The organism is Streptococcus mitis (assembly GCF_026782865.1).
In the GTDB taxonomy this organism is placed as follows: domain Bacteria; phylum Bacillota; class Bacilli; order Lactobacillales; family Streptococcaceae; genus Streptococcus; species Streptococcus mitis_CG.
Window position 1 is genome coordinate 15,009 of sequence record NZ_JAKUXK010000010.1, and the last position, 21,825, is coordinate 36,833.

25 protein-coding genes and 1 riboswitch are annotated in these 21,825 nt (G+C 40.7%); of the genes, 6 read left to right on the forward strand and 19 right to left on the reverse strand.

Translation table 11 applies throughout. From position 1 onward, the window contains the following. Positions 1–82: 82 nt before the first annotated feature. The 6 genes from MK482_RS06055 to MK482_RS06080 form a co-directional block, all read right to left on the reverse strand. A complete protein-coding gene (locus MK482_RS06055; RefSeq protein ID WP_268718257.1) occupies positions 83–1,243 on the reverse strand; it encodes an ABC transporter substrate-binding protein in 1,161 nt (386 codons plus the stop codon). Between the two features lie 65 nt (positions 1,244–1,308). Further along, positions 1,309–1,596 (reverse strand): YlbG family protein, encoded by a 288-nt coding sequence (locus MK482_RS06060; RefSeq protein ID WP_153220036.1) that lies wholly within the window; start codon positions 1,594–1,596, stop codon positions 1,309–1,311. Positions 1,597–1,674: 78 nt separating this feature from the next. Continuing rightward, positions 1,675–2,265: an ATP-dependent Clp protease proteolytic subunit ClpP gene (clpP, locus tag MK482_RS06065; RefSeq protein ID WP_000613471.1), complete on the reverse strand. Its 591-nt coding sequence runs from the start codon at positions 2,263–2,265 to the stop codon at positions 1,675–1,677. Positions 2,266–2,439: 174 nt separating this feature from the next. Continuing rightward, complete coding sequence (gene upp / locus MK482_RS06070) at positions 2,440–3,069, reverse strand: uracil phosphoribosyltransferase (RefSeq protein ID WP_000515974.1); 630 nt, start codon at positions 3,067–3,069, stop codon at positions 2,440–2,442. An 88-nt stretch (positions 3,070–3,157) separates the two neighbouring features. After that, complete coding sequence (locus MK482_RS06075; protein ID WP_000136973.1) at positions 3,158–3,625, reverse strand: deoxycytidylate deaminase; 468 nt, start codon at positions 3,623–3,625, stop codon at positions 3,158–3,160. Positions 3,626–3,643: 18 nt separating this feature from the next. Beyond that, the gene (locus tag MK482_RS06080; protein ID WP_000004136.1) at positions 3,644–4,201 is read right to left on the reverse strand and encodes a TetR/AcrR family transcriptional regulator; all 558 of its coding nucleotides are present in this window, start codon (positions 4,199–4,201) and stop codon (positions 3,644–3,646) included. Between the two features lie 124 nt (positions 4,202–4,325). On the opposite strand from MK482_RS06080, the gene MK482_RS06085 reads away from it, so the two are divergent. The 3 genes from MK482_RS06085 to MK482_RS06095 are packed head-to-tail and all read left to right on the forward strand — an operon-like array spanning position 4,326 to position 6,971. Beyond that, the gene (locus MK482_RS06085; RefSeq protein WP_268718258.1) at positions 4,326–5,171 is read left to right on the forward strand and encodes a DegV family protein; all 846 of its coding nucleotides are present in this window, start codon (positions 4,326–4,328) and stop codon (positions 5,169–5,171) included. A gap of 57 nt (positions 5,172–5,228) precedes the next feature. Beyond that, on the forward strand, positions 5,229–6,401 hold the full coding sequence (locus tag MK482_RS06090) for an NAD(P)/FAD-dependent oxidoreductase (protein WP_268718259.1): 1,173 nt from the start codon (positions 5,229–5,231) through the stop codon (positions 6,399–6,401). Positions 6,402–6,449: 48 nt separating this feature from the next. Then, complete coding sequence (locus MK482_RS06095) at positions 6,450–6,971, forward strand: DUF1697 domain-containing protein (RefSeq protein ID WP_268718260.1); 522 nt, start codon at positions 6,450–6,452, stop codon at positions 6,969–6,971. 41 nt (positions 6,972–7,012) lie between these two features. On the opposite strand, the gene MK482_RS06100 is transcribed toward MK482_RS06095, so the two are convergent. Beyond that, on the reverse strand, positions 7,013–7,753 hold the full coding sequence (locus MK482_RS06100) for a MerR family transcriptional regulator (protein WP_268718261.1): 741 nt from the start codon (positions 7,751–7,753) through the stop codon (positions 7,013–7,015). 248 nt (positions 7,754–8,001) lie between these two features. Between MK482_RS06100 and MK482_RS06105 the strand changes: the two genes are divergently transcribed. Beyond that, a complete protein-coding gene (locus tag MK482_RS06105) occupies positions 8,002–9,342 on the forward strand; it encodes a sodium-dependent transporter (RefSeq protein ID WP_268718262.1) in 1,341 nt (446 codons plus the stop codon). Between the two features lie 40 nt (positions 9,343–9,382). Here the strand turns inward: MK482_RS06105 and manA are convergent, their stop codons facing one another. Together manA and MK482_RS06115 are read right to left on the reverse strand one after the other, a co-directional pair. Beyond that, positions 9,383–10,327, reverse strand: a complete 945-nt coding sequence (gene manA, locus MK482_RS06110) for a mannose-6-phosphate isomerase, class I (RefSeq protein ID WP_268718263.1) — start codon at positions 10,325–10,327, stop codon at positions 9,383–9,385. A gap of 162 nt (positions 10,328–10,489) precedes the next feature. After that, positions 10,490–10,837 carry a VOC family protein gene (locus MK482_RS06115; RefSeq protein WP_020901924.1) on the reverse strand — a complete coding sequence of 116 codons (348 nt, stop codon included), beginning with the start codon at positions 10,835–10,837 and terminating at the stop codon, positions 10,490–10,492. A gap of 209 nt (positions 10,838–11,046) precedes the next feature. Between MK482_RS06115 and MK482_RS06120 the strand changes: the two genes are divergently transcribed. Further along, positions 11,047–11,391 carry a LapA family protein gene (locus tag MK482_RS06120; protein ID WP_049503129.1) on the forward strand — a complete coding sequence of 115 codons (345 nt, stop codon included), beginning with the start codon at positions 11,047–11,049 and terminating at the stop codon, positions 11,389–11,391. A 177-nt stretch (positions 11,392–11,568) separates the two neighbouring features. On the opposite strand, the gene MK482_RS06125 is transcribed toward MK482_RS06120, so the two are convergent. The 5 genes from MK482_RS06125 to MK482_RS06145 all read right to left on the reverse strand — a co-directional run bounded on the left by MK482_RS06125 (position 11,569) and on the right by MK482_RS06145 (position 17,199). Further along, the gene (locus MK482_RS06125; protein WP_268718264.1) at positions 11,569–11,916 is read right to left on the reverse strand and encodes a VOC family protein; all 348 of its coding nucleotides are present in this window, start codon (positions 11,914–11,916) and stop codon (positions 11,569–11,571) included. A 154-nt stretch (positions 11,917–12,070) separates the two neighbouring features. Beyond that, positions 12,071–13,846: a pyruvate oxidase gene (gene spxB / locus MK482_RS06130; RefSeq protein WP_049535419.1), complete on the reverse strand. Its 1,776-nt coding sequence runs from the start codon at positions 13,844–13,846 to the stop codon at positions 12,071–12,073. A gap of 322 nt (positions 13,847–14,168) precedes the next feature. Beyond that, positions 14,169–16,412 carry a heavy metal translocating P-type ATPase gene (locus MK482_RS06135; RefSeq protein WP_268718265.1) on the reverse strand — a complete coding sequence of 748 codons (2,244 nt, stop codon included), beginning with the start codon at positions 16,410–16,412 and terminating at the stop codon, positions 14,169–14,171. Positions 16,413–16,421: 9 nt separating this feature from the next. Beyond that, positions 16,422–16,793 (reverse strand): cupredoxin domain-containing protein, encoded by a 372-nt coding sequence (locus MK482_RS06140; protein ID WP_000935055.1) that lies wholly within the window; start codon positions 16,791–16,793, stop codon positions 16,422–16,424. 10 nt (positions 16,794–16,803) lie between these two features. Beyond that, positions 16,804–17,199: a CopY/TcrY family copper transport repressor gene (locus MK482_RS06145; RefSeq protein WP_124787836.1), complete on the reverse strand. Its 396-nt coding sequence runs from the start codon at positions 17,197–17,199 to the stop codon at positions 16,804–16,806. Positions 17,200–17,382: 183 nt separating this feature from the next. Continuing rightward, a riboswitch (TPP riboswitch) is annotated at positions 17,383–17,480 on the forward strand. An 83-nt stretch (positions 17,481–17,563) separates the two neighbouring features. On the opposite strand from MK482_RS06145, the gene thiD reads away from it, so the two are divergent. Next, positions 17,564–18,355 (forward strand): bifunctional hydroxymethylpyrimidine kinase/phosphomethylpyrimidine kinase, encoded by a 792-nt coding sequence (thiD, locus tag MK482_RS06150; RefSeq protein WP_261087155.1) that lies wholly within the window; start codon positions 17,564–17,566, stop codon positions 18,353–18,355. 159 nt (positions 18,356–18,514) lie between these two features. Here thiD and thiE read toward each other — a convergent pair whose 3' ends face one another. From thiE to MK482_RS06175, 5 genes are read right to left on the reverse strand one after another with little or no spacing between them, the layout of a single operon-like run. Next, positions 18,515–19,147: a thiamine phosphate synthase gene (gene thiE / locus MK482_RS06155; protein WP_153220046.1), complete on the reverse strand. Its 633-nt coding sequence runs from the start codon at positions 19,145–19,147 to the stop codon at positions 18,515–18,517. After that, on the reverse strand, positions 19,140–19,943 hold the full coding sequence (locus tag MK482_RS06160) for a hydroxyethylthiazole kinase (RefSeq protein WP_261087156.1): 804 nt from the start codon (positions 19,941–19,943) through the stop codon (positions 19,140–19,142). Before MK482_RS06160 ends, thiE begins: the two co-directional genes overlap by 8 nt. Beyond that, positions 19,943–20,467, reverse strand: coding sequence for an energy coupling factor transporter S component ThiW (thiW, locus tag MK482_RS06165; RefSeq protein WP_001225561.1), 525 nt, complete (start codon positions 20,465–20,467; stop codon positions 19,943–19,945). Before thiW ends, MK482_RS06160 begins: the two co-directional genes overlap by 1 nt. 4 nt (positions 20,468–20,471) lie before the next feature. Continuing rightward, positions 20,472–21,164, reverse strand: coding sequence for a thiaminase II (tenA, locus tag MK482_RS06170; RefSeq protein WP_261087157.1), 693 nt, complete (start codon positions 21,162–21,164; stop codon positions 20,472–20,474). 10 nt (positions 21,165–21,174) lie between these two features. Further along, a complete protein-coding gene (locus tag MK482_RS06175; RefSeq protein WP_261087158.1) occupies positions 21,175–21,825 on the reverse strand; it encodes an energy-coupling factor transporter transmembrane component T in 651 nt (216 codons plus the stop codon).

Sequence of the window (21,825 nt, forward strand, 5' to 3'; positions counted from 1 at the left end):
TTCCCCTCACTTTTTGATAGGTTCTTAAACATCGAAACAGGGAGTGAGTCAGAGGCTCATTCCCTATTTCAACATTTTTCTATTATGGTTTTACAACTTCTGCTGCTTCAACCTTACCATTGTTCATGGTCATCATGTAAGCAGTTTTAACTGTATTGTGGTCTGCATCGAAGCTTGTTTGACCAGTTACACCTTCGAAGTCTTTTGTTTTAGCAAGATTATCCTTAATCTCACCTGAGTTTTTAGCACCTTTTGCTGCGTTTGCTACAAGGTGAACTGAATCATAAGCCAAGGCTGCAAATGTTGAAGGCTCTTCATTGTACTTAGCACGGTAAGCATCAAGGAAGGCTTTGGCTTTAGCTGAAACTTCTACAGTAGTTGAGAAGCCTGAGATAAAGTAGATGTTTGATGCTTTTTCAGCAGTTGCTTGTTGTACAAACTCTTCACCGTTGAATCCATCACCACCAATGATTGGTTTATCAATTCCCATACCACGCGCTTGGTTTACAATTTTACCAGCTTCAGTATAGTAACCAGGAACAACAATCGCATCAAAATCTTTCCCTTTCATTTTTGTAAGGGCTGCTTGGAAGTCTGTGTCGCCTGCTACAAAAGTTTCATCCGCAACAATCTCACCCTTGTATGATTCGCGGAAAGATTTAGCAATACCTTTAGCATAGTCACTGGCATTATCAGTATAAAGAACGACTTTCTTAGCTTGCAATTTATCAGAAACATAGTTTGAGATAATTTTTCCTTGGAAGCTATCTTGGAATGTTCCGATAAAGAGGTAATCTTGACCTTTAGTCAATCCATCTTGAGTCGCACTTGGTGAAATCAATGGAACACCTGCTTTTGTAGCGTTAGCTACCGCAGCTGCAGTTGCACCAGATGTCGCAGGTCCTACGATTGCTGATACCTTAGATTGGGTTACAAGGTTGGTTGTAACAGAAGCTGCTTCAGCTGTTTCAGACTTGTTATCTTTATCAACTACTTCGATTTGTTTTCCATCGATACCACCTGCAGCATTGATTTCATCAACAGCAAGTTGAGCACCTTTTTGTTCAGATGTTCCGTAGGCTGCTACGGCACCAGTTTCTTCAAAGTTAAATCCGATTTTGATTGTCTTCTCATCTACTGAGTTACCAGCAGCGTTTGACGCTCCAGACTTCACTTCTCCACAGGCTGCAAGAAGTGCTACACTTGCAAGCGCCACAAACGATAGGGCAAATTTTTTCTTCATTTTTTTGTCTCCTTATTTCTTAAATAAATAGCATATTAAGAATATACCGAATTGTCAGAAAATTGTCAACACTTTTCTTGAACTTTTTCGATGATAACGTTTTCCTCTCGATAGAGATTCCCAACAAATGGTGTCTCCAACTCTTGAATGTGACAAGCTCTAACTTTTTTGATAAATCTTTCCTTACCTAATTTCTCAACTACGCTCTCTAAATTCTCTGTTGGAACATAGAGCTGCAAGTAGCGATGTTTCTTGGAATGATAGGTAATATCTCCATAATCCTGCAGTTTTTTGGCATCCCGATTATAGTAAAGATAGATAATCAAGCCAGATCGATTGACTTTTTCAAACATGGTAAATCCTCTTTCTAAGAAATCTCCCCTTATTATACCAAAAAAAGCAAACCCAGTCGAGTTTGCCTTCTTTGATCATTAGTTCAATGAATTGTTGGCCATGATTTCATCAATAAAGCCATATTCAAGTGTTTCTTGAGCACTCATCCAGTTATCACGTTCTGCATCTGCATGGACTTTTTCGATTGACTGACCTGAATTTTCAGCCAAGATTTTTTCCAAGATGTTACGAGTTTTAAGCAAGTGTTCTGCAGCAATCGCCATATCGGTTTGTTGAGTACCACCACCTGTACCACCCATTGGTTGGTGAATCATGTACTCAGCATTTGGAAGCATGAAGCGTTTTCCTTTTGCTCCACTTGATGCGATGACTGTTCCCATAGATGCAGCCATTCCCATAACGATGGTTTGGACATCTGCCTTGATAAAGTTCATGGTATCAACGATTGCCAAACCAGCTGAAACGGAACCACCAGGTGTATTGACATAAAGGTAAATATCTTTTGTACTATCTTGGGCATCCAAAAAAAGCAATTGGGCAATAACAGAGTTAGCCATATTGTCTTCAACTGGACCTGTCAGCATAATGATGCGGTCTTTAAGGAGACGTGAGTAAATATCGTAGGAACGTTCTCCACGGCTTGTTTGTTCAATAACTACAGGAATCATTTATTTCTCCTTTTGAGTTTTAAATTTTGTTGGTCAAATGACTGAAGATAAGACTATTATAATATCTAGGTCAAAAAAGGTCAAATTTTTGCTCTGTTTTCATTGGACAGAAACAAAAATTCAACCTCCTTTCGTGATTGGAACTTATTTTCCAAGTCAATCTTCTTTTATATTTTATTTCGTACCGAACAAGCGGTCACCAGCATCTCCAAGACCTGGAACGATATAACCGTGTTCGTTCAAGCGTTCATCCAAGGCTGCTGTAAAGATTTCTACATCTGGATGAGCTTCTTGAAGAGCTTTTACACCTTCTGGAGCAGATACAAGGCAGACAAATTTGATATTTGATGCGCCACGTTTTTTAAGAGAATCAACAGCTAAGATTGCTGAGCCACCTGTTGCCAACATCGGGTCTACCACAAAAATTTGACGTTGGTCAATGTCCTCAGGCAATTTCACCAAGTACTCAACTGGTTGAAGCGTTTCTTCATCACGGTACATACCGATATGACCAACTTTAGCAGCTGGAACCAAGCTCAAAAGCCCATCAACCATCCCAATACCTGCACGTAAGATTGGAACGATGGCCAATTTCTTACCAGCCAATTGTTTTTGAACTGTTTTTGTAATTGGTGTTTCGATTTCCACATCTTCTAGCGGAAGATCACGAAGTACTTCATATCCCATCAACATTGCAATCTCATCTACTAGCTCACGGAAAGCTTTTGTAGAAGTATCTGTACGACGCAAGATTGACAATTTGTGTTGAATCAGTGGATGATTAATAACTTCAATTTTTCCCATTTTTGGAGTTCCTTCTTTCAATTTATTCTTCTTATTATACCAAAAAACGGTTTAAAAATCTTTCTAAACCATTTATTTTTGATAATTTTTACATTAGATCTGCCTCTTTAAGAGCTGCCTGTACTGTCTCAAGTGGTAAATGGGTTAATTCTGTTCCCTTTTCTTGATAAAGGTATTGGGCATAGTCGTCCATTCGGTACTGGTTAATATAAACCACGCGCTTGCAACCGACCTGCAGCAATTGTTTTGTACAGTTCAGACAAGGAAAATGGGTTACATAGGCTGTAAAGCCTTTAGGAACACCACGTTCTGCACCTTGAAGGATAGCATTGACCTCAGCATGAAGGGTGCGAACACAGTGTCCTTCAATGACTAGACATTCGTGGTCAATACAATGCTCGGTTCCTGATACCGAACCATTGTAACCAGTGGAAATAACCTTATTATCTTTTACCAGAATCGCGCCAACTTTGGCACGTTTACAAGTGGAACGATTGGCAATTAGTAAGGCTTGGGCTGCAAAATACTCATCCCATGCTAGTCTTTTTTCAGTCATCTCTTTTCTCCTTTTTCTCTATTTTTTAAAAAATGGTAACCGTAAATCCGCTATCTTTTCAGCAGGTACCTTCATGCCATCCTTGATCCATTTTAGAAGGACAGAGACGATGGCCGAGCTCCAGAAGGAATGAAGATAAGAGCTGACACCTTTTGATTTTCCATGGTATTTTTCCAGAAACTCCTGCATGGCTTGGACAAAGATTTTTTCCAGATGGTAATCTAAGGCAAGTTGAATCACTCTGGCTTCCTTTCTGGCCTCTCGGAAAAGGTGAACCCAGACCAGATAAAGATCTGTCTTTAAATCATAATGATGCAACTGTTCCATAATATTGTGGACAGTTCGTTTAAAGACGCTTTCTAAAATCTCCTCTTTGGAATCATAATTACGATAAAAGGCTGCACGAGAAACGCCTGCACGCTTAACCAATTCAGAAATACTAATCTTGGTCAAGTCCTTTTTTTCCAAGAGCTGCAAGAGGGCTGTTTCGATGGCTTCTCTGGTTAATAAATTGGATTCTTGGTTTGATTTTCTGAGATTTTCAAGAGATTTTTCAGAGATTCTACGTTCAGACATAACATTTTCTTTCTACTTGTCACAACAGACGGATAAGGCTTTTGTTTCAAGGGTTTTCATGATATAATTGTAAAAAAAGACAGAACCTTTGTCAATGTATAAATGGCAAAGATGGAGAATTTCTATGACTTGGAAGATTATTGCTGACTCTGGTTGTGATTATCGTCAACTGTCAAAACCAGCTATTGACACGACCTTTGTGAGTGTTCCCTTAACCATTCAAGTAGCTGATCAGGTCTTTATTGATGATGCCAGTCTTGATATTGATCAAATGATGGAAACCATGTATGCAACTGCAGAAGCTTCAAAATCAGCTTGTCCAAGCCCAGATGATTATTTGCGAGCATTTGAAGGAGCCAAAAACATTTTCCTAGTAACCATCACTGGTACTCTTTCTGGCAGCCACAATAGTGCTCAACTAGCTAAGAATATTTATCTGGAAGAACATCCTGATACTAAAATTCATGTAATTGATAGTTTGTCTGCTGGTGGGGAAGTTGACTTGCTCGTAGAAAAATTGAATGACTTGATTGACCAGGGCCTATCTTTTGAAGAAGTGGTTGAAGCTATCACTGCTTATCAAGAAAAAACCAAGTTACTTTTTGTCCTCGCTAAGGTCGATAACTTGGTAAAAAATGGCCGTTTGAGTAAGCTGATCGGTACAGTCGTTGGCCTTCTCAACATCCGTATGGTTGGGGAAGCAAGTGAAACTGGAACCCTAGAACTGCTCCAAAAAGCGCGTGGACCAAAAAAATCCCTTCAAGCGGCCTATGAAGAGCTCATCAAAGCTGGCTATGCTGGTGGTCGAATTGTCATGGCTCATCGCAACAATGAAAAATTCTGTCAGCAATTGTCGGAACGCTTGCTGGAAACCTTCCCTCAAGCCAATATCAAAATCATTCCAACATCTGGTCTCTGCAGTTTCTATGCAGAAGATGGTGGTTTGCTGATGGGATATGAAATTGATTAATTGCATTCTTGACAAGAGGTGACCATCATCTCTTGTTTTTTGTGGTACAATAGAGCTATGAAACATTTTGATACTATTGTCATTGGTGGAGGACCTGCTGGCATGATGGCTACAATTTCCAGTAGCTTTTATGGACAGAAAACTCTCCTCATCGAAAAAAATCGGAAACTTGGAAAAAAATTAGCTGGGACTGGTGGGGGACGTTGCAATGTAACCAACAACGGAACTCTAGATGACCTACTAGCTGGAATCCCTGGAAATGGGCGCTTTCTCTACAGTGTATTCTCCCAGTTTGATAACCATGATATCATTAACTTTTTTACAGAAAATGGGGTTAAACTTAAGGTCGAGGACCACGGACGCGTCTTTCCTGCTACTGACAAGTCTCGGACAATTATAGAGGCCTTGGAAAAGAAAATCACTGAGTTAGGTGGTCAAGTTTCTACTCAAACCGAGATTGTTTCGGTTAAAAAGGTAGATAAGCAATTTGTTCTTAAATCAGCCGACCAAACCTTCACTTGTGATAAACTCATTGTCACAACTGGTGGAAAATCCTATCCTTCTACTGGTTCGACTGGTTTTGGTCACGAGATTGCCCGTCATTTTAAGCACACTATTACCGAACTTGAGGCTGCCGAAAGTCCTTTATTGACAGATTTTCCACACAAGGCCTTGCAGGGGATTTCGTTGGACGATGTGACCCTAAGCTATGGCAAGCATGTCATCACTCACGATTTGCTCTTTACCCACTTTGGTTTGTCAGGTCCTGCTGCCCTGCGTATGTCTAGTTTTGTCAAGGGTGGGGAGATTCTCTCACTAGATGTTTTGCCTCAACTTTCTGAAAATGACTTGGCTGCATTTCTAGAAGAAAATCGGGAAAAATCCTTGAAAAATGCTTTAAAAACCTTGTTACCAGAACGTTTGGCAGAATTTTTTGTGCAAGACTATCCTGAAAAAGTCAAACAATTGACTGAAAAGGAACGAGAACAACTTGTCCAGTCCATTAAAGGACTTAAAATTCCTGTAAGTGCTAAAATGTCTCTTGCTAAATCCTTTGTTACCAAAGGAGGTGTCAGTCTTAAGGAAATCAATCCTAAAACCCTTGAAAGTAAGCTGGTACCTGGACTCCACTTTGCAGGCGAGGTCATGGATATTAACGCCCACACAGGTGGCTTTAACATCACTTCTGCCCTCTGTACTGGCTGGGTGGCAGGATCAAACCCAATCTAAATCTAAATTATTCAATGGAACAATCAGCCCCAAAAGAAAGGAAGTCCTTTGGAACATATTATCTTGTTAAGGGGAGTTACTCCTAATGGAAAAAATGCTATCCCTAAAATGTCTTATCTAGTAGATATCTTGACAGAAGCTGGTTTTCAACAAGTTCGAACCTATATTCAAAGTGGGAATATCATTCTTGAAAGTGACTTAGATTTAGAAAAAATACGAGAGCGTGTTCATACTCTAATAAATGAAAATATTGGTGCTGACTTAAAAATGGTAATCAAGAACAAAAGTGATTTTAAAAAAATTGTCCAAGAAAACCCGTTTGGAGAACACTATCTTTATGACCGTATACACGTGATTTTTTATCAAGAATCTATTCAAAGTCTCCCTTTAGAAAAATTGAAAATTGATTACGGTGAAGAAGAAATTTGTATCGGCAACCATTGTCTTTACCTCTATCTCCCTAGAACTGCAAAACAAAAGAAACTCCATACCAACTATCTTGAAAAGCTTTTTAATGTAGATTTGACAATGCGAAAACTAAATGTAGTAGAAAATTTATTAAGCAAGTAGTGCTTGAATTTAGTAAAAATCGGAAGAATACTCCTCCGATTTTATTTTGTCTGAGTTTGGACATAATGAGCAATCACATCTGATGTGTATTGGGCAGTGCCAGTTCCAAATTTATCAATATTTTCCTTAAACTCTGGATTATAGACGTAGCCTTTACCGATATGACCAAAGACCTCGATAGAGCAGTCAAATCCATAAGTACGGATAGCTTGCAAGAGTTTGCCTGCTTCTTCTTGGTTTTCAGACGCTGTTATCGGTAGACCAACTTGAAGATTTTGTGCCAAAGCTTGAAAAACTTGGTTGAAGGTAGCCGTAGCCTCGTCTTCGTGACCTTTCTGGCGCTCCAGCGCTTGGTCCATGACTTCTTGTCCATATTTCTCTACCGCCTCTTGGTGGTATTTTTGATGGTCTTGGTAGTTAAAGCCAGCAAATTTCTCTTGAATGCTCATTTCTCTTTCTCCTTTTTGTTCTTGAATGGTTTTTTGCAAGGTTGAAATCAAGGTATCCAGATGTTCCCTTTCTCGAGTCAAATAGTCCAACTGCCTAGTCAAATGAGGCAACAAATCTGTCCTTTCTTCCTTTAATAGCTCTGCTATTTTTTCTAAAGAAAAGCCTAGATATTTATAGTAAAGAATGACCTGAAGGCGTTCCAAATCCTCCTGACTGTAGGTTCGATAGCCGTTTTCCGACTTTAAAGGAACCAAAAGTCCTATCTTATCGTAGTGGTGCAGGGTCTTGACAGATACGCCCGAAAGCTGCGCAGCTTCTTTTATATGGTACATGATTTTCTCCTTACATTGATAGTATAACCTCTCCCCTTAGGTCAGAGTCAAGCGTTTTTGCGAAATTTTTAAAAATTTTTTGAGAAAAGTGTGAAAACTTGAAAATGGTTTTCTTGACAGACCTTAGAAAACATGATAGGATAGTCAAGTCTATCAATCAAAAGAAAAGCTCATCTTGAGTACTGATGAGGCTATTTGCCAAGGGCAGTAGCTTTTTCTTTTGTAACACTAATTTTAGGAGTTTAACTATGTCTGAAAAATCGCAATGGGGTTCTAAACTGGGCTTTATCCTAGCATCTGCTGGTTCAGCCATCGGACTTGGTGCCGTTTGGAAATTCCCCTACATGACTGCTGCTAATGGCGGTGGAGGCTTTTTACTGGTCTTTCTTATCTCTACTATTTTAATCGGTTTCCCCCTTTTGCTAGCTGAATTTGCCCTCGGCCGAAGTGCTGGTGTCTCTGGGATTAAAACCTTTGGAAAACTGGGCAAGAGTGGCAAGTACAACTTTATCGGTTGGATTGGTGCCTTTGCCCTCTTTATCCTCTTATCTTTCTACAGTGTTATTGGAGGATGGATTCTGGTTTATCTGGGTATTGAGTTTGGGAAATTATTCCAGCTTGGTGGAACGGGTGATTATGCTCAGTTATTTACTTCAATCATTTCAAATCCAGTCATTGCCCTAGGAGCTCAAGCAGCCTTTATCCTGTTGAATATCTTTATTGTATCACGTGGTGTTCAAAAAGGGATTGAAAGAGCATCTAAGGTTATGATGCCCCTGCTCTTTATCATCTTTGTTGTCATCATCGGCCGCTCTCTCAGTTTGCCAAATGCCATGGAAGGCGTTCTCTACTTCCTCAAACCAGACTTTTCAAAACTGACCAGTGCTGGTCTCCTCTACGCTCTGGGACAATCTTTCTTTGCCCTCTCACTAGGGGTTACAGCCATGCTGACCTATGCTTCTTACTTGGATAAGAAAACCAATCTGGTTCAGTCAGGGATTTCCATCGTAGCCATGAATATCTCGGTATCCATCATGGCAGGTCTAGCCATTTTCCCAGCCATGTCAGCCTTCAATATCCAGTCTGAAGGGGGACCTAGCCTGCTCTTTATCGTCTTGCCTCAACTCTTTGACAAGATGCCTTTTGGAACCATTTTCTATATCCTCTTCCTCTTGCTCTTCCTCTTTGCGACGGTCACTTCTTCCGTCGTTATGCTGGAAATCAATGTAGGCAATATCACCAATCAGGACAACAGCAAGCGTGCTAAGTGGAGTGTTATTTTAGGAATTTTGACCTTTGTCTTTGGAATTCCTTCAGCCCTATCTTACGGTGTTATGGCGGATGTTCACATCTTTGGGAAGACCTTCTTTGATGCCATGGACTTCTTGGTTTCTAATCTTCTTATGCCATTTGGAGCTCTCTGCCTTTCTCTCTTTACAGGATACATCTTTAAGAAGACACTTGCTATGGACGAACTGCATCTTGATGAAACAGCATGGAAACAGGGACTGTTCCAAGTCTGGCTCTTCCTTCTTCGCTTTATTATTCCAATCATCATCATCGTGGTCTTTATCGCCCAATTTATGTAATCAAAAAGGACTTGAGTAATGAACTCAGGCCCTTTCTTTTTTATGGATGGCTAACAATTAATTCCAAACCTTGCCCTTCCAAGGTCCAAGCTTCAACATCACTTGGTAAGATAAAGTGGCTGCCTTTTTGGATTGGATAGTTTTTCCCATCGACAGTCAGTTGACCTTGACCAGCTAAGACACTGAATAAGCTGTAGTCAGCTGTCTTTTCGAAGTCAACTTTTCCAGTAATTTCCCACTTGTAAACTGCAAAGAAATCATTGGATACAAGAAGAGTTGAAAGCAAATCATCTGCTTTGACAGTTACAGGACGGCTATTTGCAGGCTCACCAATGTTCAAGACATCAATGGATTTTTCAAGGTGAAGTTCACGTAAGTTACCATTATCATCCTTACGGTCAAAGTCATAGACACGGTAGGTTGTGTCACTAGATTGTTGTGTTTCAAGGATTAAAATACCTGCACCGATAGCGTGCATAGTTCCACTTGGCACATAGAAGAAATCTCCAGCATTAACTGGTACTTTGGTCAACAAATCATCCCAGTTCTTATCCTCTATTTGCTGGCGGAGCTCTTCTTTTGACTTGGCATTGTGACCATAGATAATCTCTGAACCTTCATCCGCAGCGATGATATACCAGCATTCTGTTTTTCCGAGTTCGCCTTCATGCTCAAGTCCGTAAGCATCGTCTGGATGAACTTGAACACTGAGCCAGTCGTTGGCATCCAGAATCTTGGTCAACAGTGGAAATACAGGTTCTGGACGATTGCCAAACAATTCACGGTGTTCCGCATACAAAGTAGCTAGGTCTGTCCCCTCAAAACGACCATTGGCAACTTTAGAGACTCCATTTGGATGAGCTGAGATGGCCCAGTATTCTCCGATTTTTTCACTTGGGATGTCGTAGCCAAACTCATCACGTAGCTTGGTTCCACCCCAGATTTTTTCTTGCATAACTGATTGTAAAAATAATGGTTCTGACATCATATTCTCCTGTCTGATTTTTCTCCCCTCATTATAGCAAAAAAAGAGTTCGAATTGAACTCTTTTTAACATCTTATAAAGTAGGGAGAAAATTTTATAAAAATAGTGAATAAATCCCTTCTTATGCTATAAGTTTTATTGGCGATCAAACTCTACTATGTCCTATTTCATACGATAAAAATCAAGCACTAGACCAGCAGGACCTTTAACTAATAAGGACTCTGTTCCCCAATCCGTTTCACAAGGACCGTGTAAAATCTCGACACCTCTCTCTTTTAAACGTTGGTAATTCTGCTCTAGATCCTCAATCTCAATGTGAAGAATGATACCTGACTGAAAATCTTCCAAAGGAATCAAATGATTTTGGGACAACATTAGACAATGACTGCCAATCGTGAACTGAGCAAAGCCTTGATCAACATAATCTGCCTGTTTATCCAAAATACGCTCCAAGTCAGCACAGACTTGAGGAATACTTGAAACGATGATATCTAATTGATTTAAATTCATTAACTATCCTCCAGAAAAAGACCGGATTGCTCCGATCTGTTTAGTCAATCAAATATTAGAAAATGAATACTCCTTTTCAATGAATCGATTGATGGTAAATAAGCTGTTAGAAATTATTGACAGTATCGAAATTTTCTAGTAAAATGAATTTTGTTAATACCTAAATGGTGTGTAATTTTCTATCAACATAGTCAGGAGAAAAGGAACTTATGCTAAAAAAATTTAATGAATTGTCACTGAAAGATAAGGCTTATCTAATTGGCGGTTTGATCTTATTAGTCATTGTGATCTCCTTTGGTCTGCTCAATCGTCAAACAGTAACTGTCAGTCTTGTCTTTACACAACTATCTGCTCCCTTGATTTTGGTGATTTTTACTTGTCTAGTAATCGGGATCATTGTTGGTAGTGCTATTGGTTTTAGCTATCACCATGGCAAGACTCAAGAGCTGAAAAGCCGCATTGCTGAAGCAGAAACGACTATCCATAAAAAAGACAAGGAGCTTCTCCAGTACAAGGAACAGGTGCAACAATTAAAACAGGAAGCCAAACAATAAGTGTAGAAATCATAACCACCCGTCAGCGGGTGGTTTTTTGTCTCGCACCTAATGGAACGAGACGGACTGAAAATCGCATAACAGAAAAAAAACCGGATTGCTCCGATCTTTCAATAGTTCATATTCTCACATTCTGTTTTAAGAATAGTTAAGGTTATCTTCAAATGACTAAGCCCCTTATTTCATACGATAAAAATCAAGCACTAGACCAGCAGGACCTTTAACTAATAAGGACTCTGTTCCCCAATCCGTTTCACAAATACCGTGTAGAATCTCGACACCGATCTCTTTTAAACGTTGGTAATTCTGATTTAGATCCTCAACCTCGATATGAAGAATGATTCCTGACTGAAAATCTTCCAAAGGAATCAAATGATTTTGGGACAACATCAGACAGTGACTGCCAATCGTAAACTGAGCAAAACTATCATCAACATAATCGGACTTTTTATCCAAAATACGCTCCAAGTCAGCACAGACTTGGGGAACATTTGAAACGATAATATCTAATTGATTTAAATTCATTTACTATCCTCCATAAAAAGACCGGATTGCTCCGATCTTTTCAAGTTTCGCTCTAAGAAAATCAAAGAATAAACAAGGCATCGAACCGCAGGCAGTACTGAGGTACGGCAAGGTGAAGATAACACAGTTTAAATTGGATTTTCGACGAGAGAAATTATTTAATTGCGCGTGATTGCAACCCTTCTTCTTCCAAGAAGAGACGGAATGGTACGAGTTCTTCTGCTTCGTATTTTTCCTTGAAAGCTTTGATTGCTTCTTCTGAGTGAAGTTTTGGATCCAATTCAAGTACTTCTACTGGAAGTGGACGGTGTGGAGTGATGCGAGCATCGATAACAACAGTTTTACCTTCTTTGTTCAATTTAACAGCTTCTGCAACAACTGCATCGATGTCTTCGATACGGTCAACTGTAAATCCAACAGCTCCTTGAGCTTCAGCGATTTTCGCATAGTCAGCATTAGGGAAGTCACAACCAAACAAGTGTTTGTTTGTGTCTTCGTATTTGTCCTTGATGAAGGCATATTTACCATTCGAAAAGACAACGTTGATAACTGGAAGGTCGTATTGAACGTTTGTGATAACGTCTGGGTAGCACATGTTGAATGCACCGTCACCCATGATGTTCCATACTTGGCGATCTGGATTGTCTTTCTTAGCAGCGATACCACCAGGAAGGGCAATACCCATTGTCGCAAAGAGTGGAGATGTACGCCACATGTTCTTAGGTGTCATGTGAAGGTGACGAGTAGATGTTTGAGTAGTGTCACCTACATCGATTGAATAGATAGCGTCTTGATCAGCATGTTTGTTGATTGCATTGTAAACTTGATACAATTGCAATTCACCCTCAGTTTTACCTTCGAGTTTGTTCATGTAATCACGCCAGTTTTGGTTGTTCTTAACGTTTGCACGCCACCATGGAGTAGATTCAACTGGGTTCACTTTGTCAAGGATAGCTTTAGCTGCTTGACCTGCATCACCAAGGATTGAAGCGTCAAGGGCGTGACGTTTACCAAGTTTGTAAGGGTCAATATCGACTTGGATGAATTTTTCAGTGTTTTTGAATGCTTCGTATACTTCAGCAAATGGGAAGTTTGATCCAAGGAAAAGAACTGTGTCTGCTTCAAAGACCACTTCGTTGGCTGGTTTCCAACCAACACGGTAAGCAGAACCTGTCAAACCTTCATAGTTCCATTCAAAAGCTTCAAAGTTTTTACCAGTTGTGATGATTGGTGCTTTGATTTTACGTGACAATTCAGTAATTACTTCACCAGCTTTAACACCACCGTAACCAGCGTAGATCACTGGACGTTCAGCATTGTTCAAGATTTCAACAGCTTTGTCGATTTCAACTTCGTTCAAAGCAGGAGCGATGAATGAACGCTCGTATGAACCTGATCCATAGTATGAGTTTTCGTCGATTTCTTGGAAACCAAAGTTTACAGGGATTTCAACGACAGCTGGACCTTTTTTAGAAACTGCAGCACGGCAAGCTTCGTCAATTACTTTTGGCAATTGCTCAGCGTAAGCTACACGTTTGTTGTATACAGCGATACCGTTGTACATTGGGTTTTGGTTCAATTCTTGGAAGGCATCCATGTTGAGTTCGTTAACTGGACGTGATCCAAGGATTGCTAGGAATGGAGTGTTATCCATAGCTGCATCGTAAACACCGTTAATCAAGTGAGTCGCACCTGGACCACCTGAACCAACTGCAACCCCGATTGAGCCGCCGAATTTAGCTTGCATAACCGCTGCAAGAGCACCTGTTTCTTCGTGGCGAACTTGCAAGAAGCGGATATCTTTGTCTTCAGCCAAAGCATCCATCAATGAGCTGAGTGTTCCTGATGGGATACCGTAGATTGTGTCTACGCCCCATGTTTTCAATACGTTGAGCATTGCTGCAGATGCAGTAATTTTCCCTTGAGTCATAATGATAACTCTCCTTCAAATATTTTTAAATCTACTAAAAAAGTTTCGTATACTTTTTTGAAAACGTTTCAGCAAATTTTTACTCTACTAATTTACCACATTTAGTTCGACTTTACTAAGAATCTGCTCACAAGTTCTCATTATCTATTACAGTACAGTTTGAAAACGTTTTTAGATTCTGTTTTATAATAATCAATGAAAATTAAAGAGCAAACTAGAAAACTAGCCGCAGGTTGCTCAAAGCACAGCTTTGAGGTTGCAGATAAAGTTGACGTGGTTTGAAGAAATTTTCGAAGAGTATAAAAAGCGAGCAAGCTCGCTTTTAATCTATTTTACTAAAGTTTAACAGAAGGGAACTGGTCAAAACAGATACTGAACTAAAGGCCATGGCTAGACCTGCCAGTTCTGGGTTGAGGGCCAGTCCAACACCTGAAAAGACTCCTGCTGCTATCGGAATTCCAACGACATTGTAGATAAAGGCCCAGAAAAGATTGAGCAGAATTCGATTAAAGGTTTTCTTACTCATGTCAAAGGCACGAACCACTCCTAAGAGGTTATTAGTTGTCAACACCAAATCTGCTGACTCGATGGCGATATCTGTTCCAGCTCCCATAGCAATTCCCACATCCGCTACGCTGAGGGCAGGAGCATCATTGATACCATCCCCAACAAAGGCTACTTTGCCAGCCGCTTGTAGTTTATGGATTTCGTTGGCTTTTTCTTCTGGCAAGACACCTGCAATGACCTCTTCGATTCCGATCTGATCTGCAATAGCACGCGCCACACCTGCATTGTCTCCTGTCAGCATGACTGTTTTAAGGCCTCGTTTTTTCAACTGACTGATGGCTAGCTTAGCATTTTCCTTAGGGATATCTTGCAGAGCAAGCAAGCCTTTGATTTCATTGTCTACAGCCAAGAACACAACTGTCTTAGCTTCTTTTTCCAGTTCTTCTAGTTTTTCTTGATAAATGCTAGAAATATCCATGCCATCCAGCATTTTAGCATTTCCAAGCAGAACTTGTTTTCCATTGATTTGCCCTGAGACACCTTTTCCGTGCAAAGCTTGGAAATTTTCAACAGTTTGTAACTCAAGTCCAACTTCACTCGCTCGTTTCACAACGGCTTCAGCCAGTGGGTGTTGAGAAGCTTCTTCCAAGGAGGCTGCCAATCCAAGCACTTCTACTTCGTCGCCGATGATATCTGTTACCACAGGTTTCCCTTCCGTCAAAGTTCCAGTCTTATCAAAGACAAGAGTTTGGACTTTCTGGATTTCCTGTAGAACCATTCCATTTTTGAGGAGAACTCCCATCTTGGCACTGCGTCCTGTCCCTACCATAAGGGCTGTCGGTGTTGCGAGTCCCAAGGCACAAGGACAGGCGATAATCAAAACCGCCACTCCGTAGAGAAGAGAGGACACAAAGCTAGCTCCAAGCACGACTACACTATCTCTCAACAAGACAAACCAAACCCAAAAGGTCACAATCCCTAAAATGACAACTGCTGGAACAAAAATCCCTGAAACTTTATCAGTCAAGTCCTGAATCGGAGCACGACTTGTCTGAGCTTTCTTCACAAAATCCACAATCTGAGCCAAAACAGTCTCTGAACCAACTTTTTCTGCTCTAAAAACAAGTGTTCCACTATTATTGATGGTTGAACCAATGACGGTATCTCCAACTGTCTTGTCCACAGGCAGACTCTCACCTGTCACCATAGACTCATCAATACTAGAGATACCTTCTACTACGACACCATCAACAGCAATCTTTTCACCGGGACGCACTCGAATCAGGTCACCTACCTTGACTTGTTCCAAAGGAACTTGAACATAGCGATCCTCACGCAAGACTTCTGCTGTTTTAGCCTGCAAGTCCAGCAATTTCTCCACAGCTTGGGAAGTATTTTTCCGCATTTTCTCCTCAAAAACGGCTCCCATAAGAACGAAGAAGAAGATAAATGCAGCACTTTCAAAGTAAACGGGGAGACCAGCGAAGAGGGCAACTAAGCTATAGAAGTAGGCCACTAGGGTTCCCAGAGCAACCAAGGTATCCATGTTGGCATTGTGCTTTTTAAAACTAGCCCAAGCACTTTGGATATAAGGACCACCTGCTACTAACATAATCGGTGTTGTGGCTAAAAAGGTGCCCCAACGCATGACTTGGTGACTAATTCCTCCTGTCGACATCCCAATCATAAGGATCACAAGAGGCACAGTAAAGATACTAGTAATCCAAAAACGCTGTAAAAGTGATAGAGATTTTCGAGTCTTCTCAACAACTGTATAACTCCCCTTTTGCATCTTCATACCACAAGAAAATTCATGTTGACCTAATTCTTGAGGTGTAAAACGAATGACTTTCTCCTCATCTACGCCGATTGGTTCCAAGATGCCTTCTTCTTCAAACAGAATTTCCTTGTAACAGTTTGAAGGAGTTGCTCGATGAAAGGTAATCTCAGCAGGAACTCCTTTTTGCAGTTGAATGTGAGCTGGATGGTAGCCTTTGTCTGCCGTGATACGGATTTTTTGAACACCATTTTCAAGACTTGCTTTTACAATTTCAGTCATATCATTCTCCTATTCTACAATCATCTTGCCGTGCATCATGTTCATACCACAAGAGAAACCATACTCTCCAGCCTGCTCAGGCGTGATTTCCACTACATACTCTTCCCCCATAGGCAGGTCCGCATGTACACCAAAATCTGGAAAAACAATTTGGTCCAGACAGGGTGAAGGGTCCTTACGGTCAAAGACAATACGGGCTGGCACTGATTTCTTGAGGATAATCAACTCAGGCGTATATCCCCCCATGACCTCCACTCGAATCTCTTGGTAGCCCTTTTTTTGCTGGGCCTTTTGTCCAGACTTTTCAGGCTTTTTGAAAAACCAAAACAAGATAAACGCGATAAGGGCAATACAAATAATGGTTACAATACTATTTAACATGACGTCTCCTTTACATACAATTACATCTTACTTCTCTCACAGCGTTTGATTTCTTCTCAGAAATCACAGCTTCCAAGTCTTCCAAGTCAGCCTGAGTAAAATCACATTCAGTAATCAAATCAGCCAACAAATTCTTAATCCTACGGGAACAAACCTTGTCCTTGATATCTTGGACAAGTAAATCCCGACTTTGGTCCAAAGTTAAAAGGGCTGAATAGACAAAGAACTTGCCTTCTTTTTTCCTTGTCAGACACTCTTTCTCAACCAAACGAGCCAAAAGAGTTTGAATGGTTGACTTGGACCAGTCGAACCGCTCCGCCAGAACCCTAATCAAATCCGTACTGGTCTGCTCTCCTTGCATCCAAATAATCTTCATGACCTGCCATTCTGCATCTGAAATCTGCATAATCACACCTCCTAAATCTACATTTGTCAATTACAATTATCAGTATACTCTAAAAATCTACATTTGTCAATTATGAAATTAATCTTTTCTTTGAAAAATTGAAGTTTAACCATATGATAAAGGATTTCCAGTCAAATCTTACTATATAAACTATAAAAATATGCTATACTAAAGAAAAAAGAAAACAACCACTAGGGGTGCGTAAAGCTGAGATTAACAACTGTTAGACCCTTTGACTCAATCTAGGTAATGCTAGCTGATGGAAGTGGAAATGATAATGGGGACTAGCAGTCTTCTATTGCCTTTCTAAAACAGACTAGCTTGTTCTTAAGAATACAAACTTCAGTTGGTTGGGAGGTTTTAGATGACTTATTTACCCGTTGCTTTGACCATTGCAGGGACTGACCCTAGTGGTGGTGCTGGCATTATGGCTGACTTAAAGTCGTTCCAAGCTAGAGATGTCTATGGGATGGCCGTTGTGACAAGCCTTGTCGCTCAAAATACCAGAGGTGTTCAGCTAATCGAGCACGTTTCTCCTCAAATGTTGAAAGCCCAATTGGACAGTGTCTTTTCGGATATCCCACCTCAGGCTGTAAAAACTGGTATGTTGGCAACTACTGAAATTATGGAAATCATCCAGCCCTATCTTAAAAAACTAGATTGTCCCTATGTCCTTGACCCTGTTATGGTCGCTACTAGTGGAGACACCCTGATTGATACCAGTGCCAGAAGCTACCTAAAAACAAACCTGCTTCCACTTGCAACCATCATCACACCCAATCTTCCTGAGACAGAAGAAATTGTTGGTTTTTCAATCCATGATCCTGAAGACATGGAGCGTGCTGGTCGCCTGATTTTAAAAGAATTTGGTCCTCAGTCTGTGGTCATCAAAGGTGGCCATCTCGAAGGCGGTGCCAAAGACTTCCTCTTTACCAAGGATGACCAATTTGTCTGGGAAAGCCCAAGAATTCAAACCTGTCACACCCATGGTACTGGATGTACCTTTGCTGCAGTGATTACTGCTGAACTAGCCAAGGGGAAAACCCTCTATCAAGCAGTCGATAAAGCCAAGGCCTTTATCACGAAAGCTATCCAAGACGCCCCTCAACTCGGTCATGGTTCTGGCCCAGTCAACCATACAAGCTTTAAAGATTAAAAAAACTCTCTAGTTCCCACTTTAAGGGAATTAGAGAGTTTTTATAGTCTTCGAAAATCTCTTCAAACTACGTCAGCTTTATCTGCAACCTCAAAGCTGTGCTTTGAGCAACCTGTGACTAGCTTCCTAGTTTGCTCTGTGATTTTCATTTAGTATTAATTAGAAAATAATATCATCCAACTTTGTCAAAAAAGCTTGTGTTTTTGCCTCTATATCTTCTGCCTGCATCAAATCACGCACGACAGCTACACCAGCTATACCCGTGCCAATAAGTTGGTCAATATTCTCTGATGTCAAGCCGCCAATAGCAACTACTGGAATAGCGACTCTTTGGCAAATTGTTTTCAAGGTTGAAATCAAGGTGATAGGCGCATTTTCCTTGGTCATAGTCGGGAAAATGGCTCCTGTCCCCAAGTAATTCGCCCCTCCTTCTTCTGCCTCGAGGGCTCTTTTTACTGTTTTAGCTGTGACCCCAAGGATTTTTTCAGGGCCCAAGACTTGTCTGGCAACCGAAACTGGTAGCTCATCGTCTCCGATATGCAGACCTGCAGCATCGACTGCAAGACAAACATCCAAACGATCATCGATTATCAAGGGTACCTGATAGGCTTCTGTTATTTCCTTGACTTGTTTTGCCAGTTGATAATATTGATTGGTAGTGAGATTTTTTTCTCGTAGTTGGATGATGGTAACCCCTGAACGGCAAGCTGTCTCAATCTTTTCAAGAAAACTTTCCAAGGAATCTTGGTAGCGATTGGTTACCAGATACAGTCTAAGTGCTTCTCTATTCATAAATATCTCCTTTGATGCCATCTAGCCAATTTTCATCTCTTTTTAGAAGAGAGAGCTGATTGAGAACTTGATAACGAAATTCTTCCAATCCCATTCCTTGTACAAATATTCTCTCGGCAGAGATATTGAGGTAAGAAACTGCTAGGCAAGAAGCTTCAAAGGCAGTTTTTCCTTGGCTGAGAAAAACAGCTGTTAAAGCTCCAACCAAATCTCCTGTCCCTGTTATCCAGTCTAATTCTGCACAGCCATTCTCCAATACAGCAACCTGATTCTCTGAAACGATGAGATCCTTGGGGCCAGTAACTAAGAATGACATACCTGAATAGGTCTGACACCAGTCTTTCAAGACTTGAAGTAAATCCTCAGTTTCTTGATCTTTAGCACTCGCATCGACCCCAACGCCATGGTGCTTTAAGCCAACAAGACTTCGAATTTCTGACATATTTCCTTTAAGGACCGTAGGTCTATAGTCTAAAAGGTCTCTGACTAAGCTCTTACGAATGGATGAAGCTGTTACACCAACAGCGTCTACTACCATTGGGAGACAAACTTGAGTGGCATAAGAAGCTACCCTACGGATTGCTTTTTCCTTCTCAGCTGACAAATGCCCCAAATTGATGAAGAGAGCCTGGCTTTGCTTAGTAAAATCAAGAACCTCACGGGGATCATCTGCCATAACTGGTTTACATCCCAGAGCCAAAATCCCATTTGCCAGCATCTCACAAGAAATCTCATTGGTAATACAGTGAATGAGGGAACTAGAGCCTATAGGAAAAGGATTTGTAAATGCCTGCATCAGTCTATCCTTTCACCAAAGAAATATCCCTGCACTTTTTTAAAGAATTCCTGCTTGATTAAAAATCGAAAGGCAATAAAGGAAATCGCTGTACCAATCAAGGTTGCTCCGAAAAATCGAGGAGTGTAGATAAACCAGCTAAGCTTAGCAGCTGATCCTGTAAAGAGTACCATAACAGGATAGGAAACAATAGAACCAATAATACCTGTTCCCAAAATTTCTCCCAAGGCAGAAAAGTAAAATTTTCGACCATACTTATAAAAGAGACCTGCTAGAAGGGCTCCAAAAGTCGCTCCTGTGAGAGCTAAAGGTGGAATCCCTTGAGTCGTCATACGGATAAAGGCTGTCACTGTAGCCATAACCAAGGCATAAACAGGTCCCATCATGATTCCTGCTAGAATATTGACTACACTGGACATCGGTGCCATTCCCTCAATCCGAAAGATAGGCGTAAGGACTACATCAAGGGCAATCATCATGGATAAAATGGTTAATTTGTGAACTTGTAATTGGTGCTTTCTCATATTTCTATTCTTCTCCTGTTTCTAAAGACTGTAAATCGCTCTTCCATGTCTGGTGTTGGTAGGCCATTTCCCAAAACTTAGCTTCCATATGAACACTGATGTGGAAGGCATCTAGCATTTTTTTCTTGTCTGTCTCGTCACTTTCTCGATAGAGTTGATTGACCAGAGCCCCTTCCTCTCTGATTTGCTGCTCCAACTCATCCGTAATATAAGTTTCAATCCATTGTTGGTAGAGAGGATTTGGTGATGGTTTAAGATTAAGTGATTTGCCTATATCATGGTATAACCAAGGACAAGGCAGCAAACTTGCAAAAGCAATGGCTAAGTTCGGCTCTGCAAATTGCCGATAAATGTGCGAGATATAATGATAGCAGGTTGGAGCGATTGGATGTTGCTCCATTTCCTGATCGCTGATTTCCAATTCCTTGAAAAATTGTTGGCGGATAAATAACTCACCCTCCACTAGACCCTGAGCATTTTGTTTCAAAAGTCTTTTCATTTCTTGGTTTGAAGTCTTATCAGCCAAAAGGTGATAGATTTCTGAGAAGGCCTTCAGATAGTAGGCATCCTGAATCAGGTAATAGCGGAAAATCGCAGGGTCTAAATTTCCCTCTTGTAATTGTAAAATAAAGGGATGATGAAAAGAAGCCTGCCAAGCTTCCTTGGATAATTCCATTGCAATATCTGTAAATTCCATAGTAACTCCTTTATAAAAATAGACTTGTTTGAAGTAATAAAAAGAACAGCAGGTAGATGAATTTTGTTTTTTTAGCAATATAAAAAGTCCGATAGCGATTCTCCACCTGTGCATGTTCGTCATATCCATGCGCCGACAGAGCTCTCAGGTAAAGATGGCGCCACCTAAAGACTGTCATCAGAACCTTGCTGTAAATCAAGGGAGACCAAACATGCAGTTCTTGACCTCGTAATAAGCACGCTTCCTTGAGAGACTTAATTTCTTGCTGAATGAGGGGGAAAGAATTGAATACCACAATCAAGGCATAGGCCCAAGAACGTGATAACCCCTTTTGAGCCAAGTACAAGAAAAGCTCTTTTAGGGAAATAGAGGAAACAAAGACAAGACCGATACAAACGGTCACAAAGGCCCTCGTTCCAAGCATGACTGCCTGCGAAGCATCCCCATGTAACTGAACTGCCCAGTAGTTGGCAAAAGATGGCAAAATGGCGAGCAGAATCATCCAAGCCAATACTTTAAATCGACGGTAATAGAGCATAAAGAGAAGGCAAAATGCGACTACCGAAAGATTAAAAGCAATCGAAGGAATGAAAGATGTTTCCAAGGATAAAATCAGCAAGAAGAAACTGATAATCGGTGTCTGGGTTGCTACTTTGACCAT